Raw genomic sequence first — 13,319 nt, forward strand, 5'->3', positions numbered from 1 at the left:
TTAAAAATTATAAGAAAGCTGCGGCCATTATGAAAACCATTGCGCGCATACTCATTGCTACAACTGGATTGTTAGGCCTAACAGGCTGCTACGATACTGAATTAAAACAAACAATCCACCAGCAAGGGTTTATTTATTGTGAATCAGGCAATGTGGACTTCTTTAATCCACAAACGTCTGATGGCAACAGCCTTCTAGAAGCCATCAGTGCTCAAATATACGACCGCTTGCTCATTATCGATCCGGTGACTCAGAAACCGTCTCCTAATCTAGCCACCTCTTGGAAAGTAGATGAAACCGGCACTGTATATACGTTTAATTTAGCGTCTGATGTGCAATTTCAAACCACAGATTGGTTTACGCCAACCAGAACCATGAATGCTGATGATGTTGTTTTCAGTTTTAATCGGGTTCTTGACCCAGAAAATCCATATCATAATGTCAATTCTGGACAATACCCTTGGTTCGACAGCATTAATTTTTCTCATATGGTGAAATCAGTTAAAGCCATTAATCAACACGAAGTTCAATTCGAATTGACCTCTCCTGACAACACCTTTTTATCTGCACTTTCTACGTCATACGCGGTCATTCATTCCCAAGAATACGCTCACCAATTAGCCGCGGCAGATGAAAAAGAATTAATGGACATAAAACCAATTGGAACAGGTCCGTTTAAACTCGAACAATTTCAAAAAAGCGAGCTTGTTCGTTTAAAAAGACATGACGGCTACTGGCAAGGTCCAGCAAAAATGTCTCAAGTAGTATTTGATATTTCAAGTCGAGGCACAGGATCTTTAGCCAAATTACTTCGTAAAGAATGTGATGTCGTCGCAAACCCTATATCAAGCCAATTACCTATCATTATTGACAATGAATCACTTACCTTGTTTTCACAGACGGCAACCAATGTGGCTTACATTGCCGTTAATATGAAAAATCCACTGTTACAAGATCAACGTGTTCGCCAAGCCTTAAATTTAGCCATTGATCGCTCAAGCTTAATCAATTCAGTGTATTACAACTCAGGTATTGAGGCTCAAAGTATTCTTCCACCAACGTCTTGGGCGTATGGCAGTGACTCATCATTAATTCGTTATGATCTCAATTATGCAAAAGCTTTACTGCGTGAAGCCGGAGTAAAAGAAGGGTTAGAATTAACGATGTGGGTGCCTTTAGATAATCATCCCTACAATCCAAGTCCGAAAAAAGCGGCTGAAATTATTCAAAACGATTTTGCAAAATTAGGGATAAAATTAATTCTTATCACTAGTGACATTATGGCAAAAAGCGAATTGACTGAAACTAACATGGATTTAATTTTAACTGGTTGGAATGCCAACAGTGCCGATCCCGACACCATGTTAAGACCTCTACTTTCTTGTGATGCAAAACGAGCAGGCTTTAGCTCTGCCAATTGGTGTAATGAAGAGTTCGATTTCTTATTGGATCTCGCAAAAGAAACCAATCAACCTCGATACAGAATGAACATTTACCGTCAGCTTCAAAACTTGTTGAATGAAGAGTTACCCATCATTCCACTTGCTCATGGCGTCAAGTATCAAGCCAATCAATCATCATTAGAAGGTTTTGTATTAAGTCCTTACAACACCTATTCTTTTCATAATGTAAGCCGAATTGAGGAGGTGAACTAATGTGGATTTATACGATTCGACGTTTTAATCTGTTCATCATTACGTTGCTGATCTTAACCTTAATTGGTTTCAATATTTTACGCCTTGAACCTAACTCAGTTTGGGGGGACACTTCATTTTTTTCTGGCTGGATAACGTATCTAGGTCAATTGATTGATGGCAACCTTGGGGTTAATCAATATGGCGTTAATATGTCAGATGAAATATTACGCGTCTTCCCTGCAACGATTGAGCTCTGTTTTTTTGCCTTTTTCATTGCCTTAATTATCGGAACGCCTATTGGTACCATTGCTGGAATGCGTCAAGGTAAACCTTTAGACGCGATTATTTCTTCTGTGGCTTTAATTGGCTATTCAATGCCTTTATTTTGGATTGCACTCTTAGTTCTGATGTTCTTTAGTTTACAACTTGGTATTACCCCTGTTTCTGGGCGATACAGCTTATTGTATGAATTCGATACGAAAACCGGCTTTGCTTTTATTGATGTATTGTATTCTCAATCACCTTATCGTACTGAAATGCTAGAAAACATCATTGAGCATCTTATTTTGCCAACCTTAGTCTTATCGATTGCTCCTATGACAGAAGTTATCCGTTTAATGCGCTCATCCGTTGCAACCGTGATAACTCAAAACTACATTAAGGTGGCTCATACCAAAGGACTGTCTAAATTCGAAATCATGGCGAAACACATCATTCGAAATGCACTCCCCCCAATTATTCCCAAGTTAGGTATTCAATTATCTGGCTTATTTACTGCCGCAATCATTACAGAATCTATTTTTAATTGGCCCGGTGTGGGTCGCTGGCTATTAGACGCCATTATTAATCAAGATTTCGTTGCTATTCAAGCGGGTGTAATTACCGTCGCTTCCTTTATTTTATTAGCGAATATTTTATCGGATCTACTGGGTGCCGCTGTTAACCCACTAGTAAGGAAAGAGTTCTATGCGCTCAAATAGTGTTTATCAAGAAGAGCACATCCCAACCCAAATGGAACGATTTTGGTTAAGCTATCGTGCTAACTCATTAGCGATGTTCGGGTTTTGGTGTTTATTATTAATTCTTCTGGTTACCTTATTTTCTCCTTGGTTAAGTCCATATGACCCACAATGGCAGTCAGAAAACTTATTAATGCCACCCTCATGGAGCGCTGAAGGCGATGTTGCCTTTTTCTTAGGCACCGATGACTTAGGCAGAGACATTCTTTCTCGTTTGCTAATGGGCTCTCAGCTGACCTTTGGTTATGCATTAGTTGTTGCTTTATTTTCTGGCTTCGTTGGTTGTGCTATCGGTATTTTTGCCGGCATGACAAAAGGGTTATTGTCGAGTACGTTAAACCACTTACTTGATACGATCTTATCTATCCCCTCTCTATTGCTGGCCATTATTTTTGTGGCCTTCTTAGGTTTTGGGGAATTCAATATATTAATCGCGATTTGGCTTGCTTTGATCCCTCGTTTTATTCGAGCCGTATACACCGCAGTACACAATGAAATCGAAAAAGACTATATATTGGCGGCTCGTTTAGATGGCGCCAATGATTTTTATTTATTGTGGAACTCTGTGTTGCCAAACATATTAACAGTCATCATTGCGGAAGCAACGTTAGCCATTTCTGTCGCTATTTTAGATATCACAGCATTAGGATTTTTAGGCTTAGGCGCTCAAGCTCCTAGCCCTGAGTGGGGCTCAATGTTAGGTGATTCTATCGAACTTATTTACACCGCCCCATGGACAGTAACCCTACCTGGTATTGTGATTACCTTCACCGTTATCATCGTCAATTTAGTTGGTGATGGAATACAACGCGCGTTAAATGCGGGGATTGAATAATGCCATTATTAGATATTCGTCATTTGACTATCGAGTTAGAGACCCCGCAAGGGATGGTGAAAGCCGTCGACCGTATGAGTTTAACCATTAATGAAGGTGAAATTCGCGGACTTGTGGGCGAATCAGGATCCGGTAAATCTCTGGTCGCTAAAGCGATTCTTGGGATCACAAAAGATAATTGGAAGATCACCGCCGACAGAATGCGCCTAGGCAATATAGATCTCTTGGCACTGTCTCCAAAACAAAGACGACGCGTCATTGGCCGAGAGATGGCAATGATCTTTCAAGAGCCATCAACGTGTCTCGATCCTTCAGAACAAGTAGGACAACAACTTGAAGAGGCGATCCCGTCAAAGTACTTTTCTGGTAAATGGTGGCAACGTTGGAATTGGCGCAAAAGAGGGGCCATCGCCTTATTGCATAAAGTCGGTATTAAAGAGCATAAGCGCGTAATGCGATGTTACCCTTATGAGCTTACTGCTGGGGAATGCCAAAAAGTAATGATCGCAATGGCAATTGCGAACAAACCGCGAATTTTGATTGCTGATGAACCGACCGATGAACTGGATGCGGTGACACAGTCACAAATATTTCGTCTATTAAGTCGAATGAATCAGGTCAATAATACGACGATTCTATTGATCAGCCATGATTTGATCACTCTGACTCAATGGGTAGATAGAATTACCGTTATGTACTGTGGTCAATCGGTTGAATCTGCGGGTCGTAAAGAAATTCTTGAGGCTCCAAAACATCCTTATACCAATGCATTACTGCGTGCGATGCCTGACTTTAGTAAAGATGGAATCCCTCATAAAGCAAAGTTAGAATCATTACCGGGGACAATCCCTCCCTTACAGCATTTACCTATTGGTTGTCGTCTTGGGCCTCGTTGTCCTTACGCTCAACGCAAATGCGTACAAGTTCCTGAAGGTCAAAAAGTGAAAGATCATAAATTCAGTTGCCATTTTCCATTAAATTTCGAGGAGAAGAAAAATGACTGCACTTCTTGAAGTCACTGATCTTAAAAAAGATTACGTATTCCGATCTGGTTTGTTTCGAAAACAAATAAAAGAAGCAGTTAAACCAGTCAGCTTTTCTTTAGAAGCAGGACAAACCATTGGTTTTATTGGTGCAAATGGGTCAGGTAAATCAACACTAGCAAGAATGTTGGCAGGTGTTGTAGAACCAACGTCTGGCGTGATTAAAGTCAATGGCGAAGTCTTAGATTATAAAGATTATCAGACTCGCTGTAAGTTGATTCGAATGATCTTCCAAGACCCTAATTCATCATTGAATCCACGAATTCAGATAGGTCGAATTTTAGAAGGTCCTTTAAAACGTAATACCAGCATGTCACCAGAAGCTCGTCAAAGCCGAGTTAAAGACACCTTACTACGTGTTGGCTTATTACCTGAACATGCCTACTTCTACCCACAAATGCTTGCAACGGGTCAAAAACAGCGAGTATCTTTAGCTAGAGCCTTAATACTTCAGCCTTCCATAATTGTTGCTGATGAAGCGTTGAATGGTTTGGATATGGCAATGCGATCTCAAATCATTAACCTCTTCTTGGAACTACAACAAGAAATGGCGATTTCATTCATCTATGTTTCTCAGCACATTGGTGTTGTAAAACACATTACAGACAAAGTAATGGTTATGCATGAAGGAGAAGTGGTTGAAAAAGGGGTGACTCAAGAGATATTCACAAACCCACAGCATTCAATTACTCAGCGTCTATTAGAAAGCCACTTTAATGCACCAACGCACGATAGAAAACAACGTATCAGTGCGGCGACTCCTAAGATCGAGTGCTAGAGATTATTTAATTTTCACACAATAAAGGCCGGTAATAATCCGGCCTTTATATTTACTATTCTGTTTACATCCCAACTCACATACTTGTGACTAAAATCGCTCGGCTACTTAATCCACCCTCTAAGGCAAGTAATAGCATCTGATTTGGCTCTTCATTTAATTGCTCTCCAGTCCAAAAATCACGCCAAATAGACGGTTGATCAGCAACTAAAGTCACTTCCATCGCTTCTTCTTCATAATTAAATAAACAATGTAACTCATGTTGATTATTTAATCGTAACGTCCCATGACAATTTGATAGCGATTTAAACTGAGCCGATTCTTGAGTTAATCTCTGGCGTGACAGTAAGTTCTTCCATGTCTTTTTAGCAAAGTTATTTAACTCTGGTAATGGGTCACCAGATAAGCTTAAACCACCAGAAGCAAGAATCACATTTCGATGAAAGTCATAATATTTACGCTCTGCACCTTGATTCGGCAATGACGTTAACGTGATGCAATCAGGATCAATTTGCCATAATTTACGGTGTTGCCAACTGCGATAAAATGTCTCTTTTGCGATTTGCTCAAATCGCTCAGCATGACGCTCTACATCATCAGAAACTCGCATGGCATCGACTAACCCTAACGATGGCCACATTGGCGCGTTACACCCTAAAATTAAGGCATCACCCGCTCCATTTATAATAGCCTGCATACCTAGTCGGTAAGCCTCAACACCAGTAATACCCGATTGTACTCGTTCGCCACGCAGACTGCCCCAGTAGTTCGCATCCAGCTTAAACAACTCAACGCCCCACTCTTCTTTCATTGTGCGAACAACTTCGGTTAGGTGGCATTGAACCGCTAATTTTGAAGTATCAAGAATGTACCATGGTGTGCAACGCCAACCACCGTAAGTAATGTCTTCTGCTTTTAATAAGTCACCATTCGCATGACGAACAAACCAATCAGGATTATTTTTAAAAACATCAGATTCAGCTTGAGCAATGAAAGGAGCCATCCAAATAGCTGGCTTTTTTCCCTTCTCTTTGATGGATTGTAATAACGATTGGATACCATTAGGAAACTTATCTGATGGCGTTAACCAATCTCCCATAAATGCTTGATAACCATCATCTAATAGCACCCACTCTAATTCTGTTTGCTCATTACACATTATTTCAACATTATCGAGAATATTCTCTTCTGTTACTTCTGCATAATAGGCGTACCAAGAACACCACCCTACTGGAGCGTCTTTTTTTACCCCCGCACGAATAGGGTGTTGCTGTTGAACTTTATCGGCATACAATTCATAGACTTCAGCCAAACTGTCCGCTTTTAATACTGTCACTGCTTCCATTTGATTACTTGCCCAATCTTGTGGGCGAGTATCTTCACCATCAAGGAAGGCCATAACACTCATCTCACCTTGATAATTATGGATTTCAAAATAACCAGCAAAACGAAAACAAGACGTATAACCAAACAAGGTAAATCCATCCGATTGTTCAATAACCAGATAATTATAAAAACGCTTCTTTGCTTTTTCAGGATATAAACGATAACTCGCACTGTTATCAGGGCAACGTCCAATGTCTTGAGGGTCACTGACAGTGCCGCCAGTTTGAGCAAGCATTTGAAAACCATCACCAAGAATTTTGGCATCATGCTCAAGCTGAGTTGCAAATTGAAGAACCAAGAAATGGTCATTTATTGGGAGATTATGAATGCCGGCAAAGCGCATTGTAATTTGGTCATCGTGTAATTCATACACGATATCATTTTGAACAGGAATGGCTTCTTGAGTACTTGAGAAGATCATAGAATTCATACATAAACCCTTTAAATTTCTGACCGTTTCATTAAATTTAGTATTAAAACAGTTCATTTATATCTGCGTTACATCTTAATGTAATGCGAATTATTATACTACTGTATCACGCTTGAAATACGGGCAGTTTAGAGCCTGTTTTGAAGGAAGGATTGAATATACACTCAACAATTTTGCATTGGTCATTACAAGGTAAAATCTTTTCATATTCTATTTATAATAAAGGCCAGAATAATTAAATACTGGCCTTTATCGTTATATTATTTTATGAGAATTATAATTTAAAGAACGTTAACTGCTCTCTTTGGTTTTCAGATAATTCAGATAAATGTTGGCTAGCTTGAGTTGACTCTTTAATGCCTTCGACATTTTGATTAATACTTTCAGTAATCACATTGACGTTTTCACTGATGGATTCAATCGCTCTATTTTGCTCATTGGCGGCGGTTGCCATCTCAGAGTTTGTTTGCGATATCATCTCGATAGAATCAGAAATATTTAATAACTGATTATTCGTATCAATACTCATCTGGGCAGTTTGATGAATCATCTCTATTGACTGATTTACGGAATCAACCACGTTTAATGACTTTTGTTGTAAGTCATTAATAATGTTTTGGATGTTTTGTGTTGATTGTTGAGTTTTAGCGGCAAGCACTCGAACCTCATCAGCAACAACCGCAAAGCCTCTTCCGCTTTCACCCGCACGAGCAGCCTCAATAGCGGCATTCAATGCCAGTAAATTCGTTTGCTCTGAGATTGAATCAATAACCGTAATTACTTCACTAATACGATCAGTTTGATCTTTAAGAATCATCACTTCGCTTGATGTGCCGTCCATTTGATTCGCAAGGTCTTGGCTTAACTTTACCCCTTCTGACGCTGATTTAGCCCCATCACGGCTCATGATAAGTACTTCTCTTGCTTTCATGTCCGCTTGATTCGCAGATTCATCCACTTGGTTTGCCGACGCCGCAAGTTCAGTAATAGCCGTAGCGATTAAGTCGACTTGTGATTTTTGATCTGAGGCATTCGCTTCACTTTGTACCATGATAGCGGCAAGTTCTGTCGATGACGAAGAGACTTCTTCCCCAACATTACGTAAGCTACTGATCATTTCTTGAAGACGAATAACCGTGCTATCCGTATTCTTACATAATTCACCAATCTCATTATTATTTGATTGATGATTTAATGAATCTAATCGACCATTAGAAATGTCTGACATTTGCTCTTGAAGAATCAAGATTGGTTTTGTAACGATATGAGCAATAATCATCCCAATAATTAACGATACAACCACTGTAATTAGCATTGCAACAAATAATAAATTCTGGCTTTCAGAAATTAACTTCATATTCGTTGACGATATTTTTTGGTTCATTAAAGACAAACGTTCTCTTTCGTCACTTAATTCTCGATACATTACGCCACCAAGATCAACCAAACTCTTTTTGCTTTGTTCAATGTTGTTGGTCGCATTCCACAGCACCAAATTCATATCTGATTGAGATTTAAATACAGAAGACATGATATTTTTTGCTTCTGTGTTTTTTAAAGGCTCAATCAATTTAAATAGTGTTGAAAATTGCTCATTTACAATATCAATTCTTGGCGCTTTACTGACTGAAGTAAATAAGTCTTCATTAAAGAGTGACGTCATATGTATTTCAATACTGCCCGCACTATTGTAAAGCTCAGGAAGTACTTTGGTCCAATACGCTTGCTCTTCTTCACTTAATGTCGCCGCCAACATCAATTCATTCGCTTGTTGAATTGGCGTTGTTAAGTAAATAGAGTTCCCCCACTCTTTCACTTTGGTGTCATTATAAAAAACAATACTGTTGGCTAACTTTTTATAACCTTCAAGTTGAGACAGTATTTCACCGACTTCTCTCTGAAGTTGTTCAGGTGTCTTAACGGTTGCACCGAGATCTTGCAATATTCTTTGTTGCTCTACCATGCTTGTGAAGTTTGAGCGCAATTCAGAAGCGATACTCTCAAAATTAATGGTTTTTAATAATTCAAGATCAGTAAAAGTTGCAGCGACACCCAATCTTAAGAAAAGTAAACGTGATTCTGCGACTGAGATATTGCTTAGTTGAGTACTTCTATATTCGGAAACTTGTACGTTATGGTTTGTTGATTCTAATTTAGCGTTAACTAAAAAAATGGCTATCATCATGACAATGATAGTCACTAATACTGGAACTAAAATTTGATATTTTGTTTTTAGATTAATTAGTAACTTTTGCAGCATTATGGTTCTATCCTACACATTCCACCAGTGTGGAATTTTCGGCGAGAGCATAATACATATATTGCCTTTCTCATAGAGAAATTAACGGTGTTTTATAAAAAATAAAATTCAATTACGCTATATTATCAACTCGGCTGACAATCATAATTTTAAACTATAAATCAATGCTTTGCATGAACAGCATATATAAAAAAAGCACCTATATTTAGGTGCTTTTTAATTAATTAACTTTTATTGTCTTATTCAACAATAATTGGACCACCAAACGAGGTTACTGGTGGAACTTTACCTGTAAACTTCTCGTAATCTACCAAACATGTGTTCGCAGATGTCGCCTGAGCAAGCTCAGATGATGCGATATCTTGCGTTAATGTGTTTGGATCGCCGTAAGTACAGATAGCGCCAACTTTTTCATTTAGAGGGCCGTACCATGCGCCTTCTTCAATACGAATAACGCCGCTAGGGTAGCTATCAGTAAGAACAGCACCAGCAAGAAGCTGACCACGGTCATTAAATACACGAACTAAATCACCATCTTTGATGCCTTTTGCTTTAGCATCTTGTGGGTTTAGGTATACAGGCTCACGACCTTGTACTGTGTAAGTGGCGCGGAATTCTTCAGAATCACACATTTGTGAGTGCAAACGCTTATCAGGGTGACAAGACTGCATCCAGAATGGGTGTTTCTTAGAGCCAGGGCCACCGTGTGAGCGTTCAGATTTCTCGAACCACATTGGGTGACCTTGACATTCTTCGTAGCCAAAACGAGCAATCTTACGGCTTGTGATTTCAATGAAACCAGAAGGTGTGCCTAATGCATTCACTTCAGGATCTTTACGGAAATCAGCGTGGCGAACCCATGGTTTACCTTCACCAAAGTCAAGAACACCTTTTTCCCAGAATACATCAAACTCAGGCATATCAAATTTGCCTTCATTCGCAGTACGGCACTCAGCGTAAAGTGAACGAACCCACTCCATCTCATCCATATCACGAGTGTATTCTTTATGGCGACCAAAACGACGTGTTAGCTCAGTCATGATCTCAAAATCAGATCGTGATTGGAATAATGGATCAACCAATTTATGCATTGCAACAAGACCACGAGCAGAGTATGAACCGTATTGGTCAATATCGTTACGTTCCCATTGCGTACATGCAGGAAGCACGATGTCAGAGAAACGACACGTTGCTGTCCATGTGAAATCAATCGTTACAACCGTTTGAAGTTTTTGGAATGCTTTCTTCATACGGTTACGATCTTGGTGGTGATGCCAAGGGTTGTTACCAGAAATAACCATCATTTTAAAATCAGGTAATACCACTTTATTACCGTTATAACGGATTTCTTTACCTGGTTCTAATAGACAGTCAATCCAACGAGCTACTGGGATCGTATTGCTGTAACCATTAAAGTCATTGTTATCCCACTTAGGCTTGTTACCTTGATCCACGTTACGTGGGAAACCACCAGGGCCAGCAAAACCAGTCGAAGGAACACCAACACTTGAATAGTGGTGACTGTAAGACACACCGCCGCCTGCAAGACCGATTTGACCTGTCATTGCAGATAGAACCGTACCCATCCAGTATGGTTGCTCACCGTGTTGTTGACGTTGGATACACCATCCAAATAGGATTTGTGTACGACCTGTCGCCATCATTTTCGCAAATTCACGAATACGCTCTGGAGACAAACCACAGATTTCAGATGCCCATTCAGGTGTTTTAACGACTTTATCTTTCGTTTCACCAAGCACGTATTGCATGAACTCATCAAAACCTAAGCAGTAAGTATCGATGAATTGCTTATCATATAAATTCTCAGTGTATAGCGTATAAGCAACAGCAAGCATGAACGCCACATCTGATTGTGGGTTAATGTACATGTGCTCATTGTCTAAGAAACGCTGAGTTTTGTTTTTAACTGGGTCAACAGAGATCACATTGATCTTACCATCAGCTACTTTTTCTTTTAGCTGATCAAGGTAAGCAAATGCTTCGTGCGTTTCACAGTTCCAACCTACTTGTAGGTTTTTAACTGGATCGGTCGCCCAAAGAATAATGTTGTCACTGTGCTCTAGGATTTCAGACCAAGAAGTACCCTGTGCGTATACTTCTGTTGAACCTAGAACATACGGCATGATTGTTTGGCCAGCACCCGTCGAGTAGTCACCTACTTTCTTGATGAAGTTACCATGCATACCAACAGCACGTTGCATTTGAGCAGTACAGTTATGGAAAGAACCTGTTTGGTTCCAACCAGTTTGACCTGCATGCAACGCCCATGGACCGTAATCTTTTTGAACACGCTCAAGCTCACGGTAGAATAAATCTAGCGCTTCATCCCAAGTCACACGGATGAAACGGTTATTACCACGAGTTTCAGCCGAGTATTTGTGTTTCTTCAGCCAATCAACACGAACCATTGGGTAACGTACACGGCTTGGGCTGTAGATAATACCTTTGATGCCATTCAACATATCTGTTGGATGTTTATCCATCTCTAGTGCTTTAATTTCTTGTACTTTACCCGCATAGATGTGTGCACGGAATGCACCCCAATGCGAGCCAGATGTACGCCATGTGCCAGTCGTTTCAGCCGCGCTTACTTTTGAAGACATTAGTAGGCTAGGACCTACTAAAGATACTGCACTTGTTGTTGCAACACCTTTTAGAAAACTTCTTCTGCTAATAGACATAATGCTATCTACTCCGTTAATTCTTAGTGTTTTTCGTCAGAAAAATCTGAAGAGTGTTTTTGAAGGTATTTCAATACAAGTGACTTACTGTCTGTATCGAAGTTAACGAATGCCATCATACCGTCAAACATACCAGGCCATGTGTTTGAATCAAAGTGACCTTCAGCTGGTTGAGTGTGACATACAGAACAGTTTGTTTTGTATGACTCTTCCGCTTTTTGCCAAACCGTAGTGTAATCAGATAAGAAATCTTCTTTCTTCATCCATACATCAACAGTAACACGCTGCCAAGGTAGACCCGTTAGGTCATCAACTTTAGTTTCAAATTTCTCAACGATTTTGTCGTTTTGAGCAGCGCCTTTAAGCAAAGCACCAACCGCGATGTTCATACCAAAATCTTCTTGGATAACACGACCGAAGCCTTTAACTTTACGCCAACCATCAATCGCAACTTTCATTGCATCGCCTTTCTCTTCAAGTACAGTTACTTGAGAGGCAGGGTTTAATAGACCCGCTTCAATCGTTAGTTTTTCATCTTCATACATTGGAAGGTGACGAACAGAAACGTAAGTTTGACCATCTTCATATTTAGTATTACTTGCTAGCTGGCTAAGTTCACTTACCATGCCACCAGAACTGTCCATATTTGCAGGAAGATTATGTGCAATACCTTTATGACAATCGACACAACTTTGGTCACGCTCTTTCGCGCCTTGCATTTGGATACGTGCCGTTGGTTTCATTTTAGAGAAATCCATACCGTCATAATCATGACAGTTACGACATTCAAGAGATTTGTTTGCGCTAAAACGGTCCCATTCATGCTGGGCTAAAACGATACGACGCTCTTCAAATTTCTCAGGGGTATCAATTGTACCAACTAAATGAGCGAATACTTCTTTACTTGCTTTCATCTTACGAGCAATTTTAGAAGTCCAATCGTGTGGAACGTGACAATCAGGACAGGTAGCACGAACACCAGAACGGTTCTTATCGTGAATAGTTCCTTTGTATTCAGGTAAGATGTTATCAGCGTGACAGCTCACACAAAATTCTTCTGTGTTGGTTGCTTCTAACGCAACGTTAAAACCACCCCAGAAAATAACACCCGCAACAAAACCACCAAGGGTAAGAACACCCAAGCCGATATGTACACTTGGTCGAGCGAAAACCGACCAAGCTTTTTTAAGTAATGACATCATAATTGCTTCTCTTTTTATATAATTCTA

At 39.8% G+C, this 13,319-nt stretch carries 9 protein-coding genes; 5 read left to right on the forward strand and 4 right to left on the reverse strand.

Annotation, left to right across the window (positions count from 1 at the left end; translation table 11 throughout):
• Positions 1-29: 29 nt before the first annotated feature.
• From sapA to A6E04_RS01455, 5 genes are read left to right on the forward strand one after another with little or no spacing between them, the layout of a single operon-like run.
• On the forward strand, positions 30-1,655 hold the full coding sequence (gene sapA, locus A6E04_RS01435; RefSeq protein ID WP_065609958.1) for an ABC transporter substrate-binding protein SapA: 1,626 nt from the start codon (positions 30-32) through the stop codon (positions 1,653-1,655).
• On the forward strand, positions 1,655-2,617 hold the full coding sequence (locus A6E04_RS01440) for an ABC transporter permease (protein WP_065609545.1): 963 nt from the start codon (positions 1,655-1,657) through the stop codon (positions 2,615-2,617). The genes sapA and A6E04_RS01440 overlap by 1 nt, the downstream gene beginning before the upstream one ends.
• Positions 2,604-3,491 (forward strand): putrescine export ABC transporter permease SapC, encoded by an 888-nt coding sequence (sapC, locus tag A6E04_RS01445; protein ID WP_023603012.1) that lies wholly within the window; start codon positions 2,604-2,606, stop codon positions 3,489-3,491. Before A6E04_RS01440 ends, sapC begins: the two co-directional genes overlap by 14 nt.
• Positions 3,491-4,504: a peptide ABC transporter ATP-binding protein gene (locus A6E04_RS01450; RefSeq protein WP_017021860.1), complete on the forward strand. Its 1,014-nt coding sequence runs from the start codon at positions 3,491-3,493 to the stop codon at positions 4,502-4,504. The genes sapC and A6E04_RS01450 overlap by 1 nt, the downstream gene beginning before the upstream one ends.
• A complete protein-coding gene (locus tag A6E04_RS01455) occupies positions 4,488-5,312 on the forward strand; it encodes a peptide ABC transporter ATP-binding protein (protein ID WP_023603011.1) in 825 nt (274 codons plus the stop codon). The genes A6E04_RS01450 and A6E04_RS01455 overlap by 17 nt, the downstream gene beginning before the upstream one ends.
• Before the next feature lie 76 nt (positions 5,313-5,388).
• Here the strand turns inward: A6E04_RS01455 and A6E04_RS01460 are convergent, their stop codons facing one another.
• From A6E04_RS01460 to torC, 4 genes are all read right to left on the reverse strand, one after another.
• A complete protein-coding gene (locus A6E04_RS01460) occupies positions 5,389-7,128 on the reverse strand; it encodes a glycoside hydrolase family 36 protein (protein WP_017021862.1) in 1,740 nt (579 codons plus the stop codon).
• A 274-nt stretch (positions 7,129-7,402) separates the two neighbouring features.
• Positions 7,403-9,388 carry a methyl-accepting chemotaxis protein gene (locus tag A6E04_RS01465; RefSeq protein ID WP_023603009.1) on the reverse strand — a complete coding sequence of 662 codons (1,986 nt, stop codon included), beginning with the start codon at positions 9,386-9,388 and terminating at the stop codon, positions 7,403-7,405.
• 239 nt (positions 9,389-9,627) lie between these two features.
• Positions 9,628-12,090 carry a trimethylamine-N-oxide reductase TorA gene (gene torA, locus A6E04_RS01470; protein ID WP_017021864.1) on the reverse strand — a complete coding sequence of 821 codons (2,463 nt, stop codon included), beginning with the start codon at positions 12,088-12,090 and terminating at the stop codon, positions 9,628-9,630.
• Between the two features lie 23 nt (positions 12,091-12,113).
• Positions 12,114-13,292 (reverse strand): pentaheme c-type cytochrome TorC, encoded by a 1,179-nt coding sequence (gene torC, locus A6E04_RS01475; protein ID WP_012552062.1) that lies wholly within the window; start codon positions 13,290-13,292, stop codon positions 12,114-12,116.
• Between the last annotated feature and the right edge of the window lie 27 nt (positions 13,293-13,319).

Origin of the sequence: Aliivibrio logei (assembly GCF_001691055.1) — a bacterium.
Lineage (GTDB): Bacteria > Pseudomonadota > Gammaproteobacteria > Enterobacterales > Vibrionaceae > Aliivibrio > Aliivibrio salmonicida.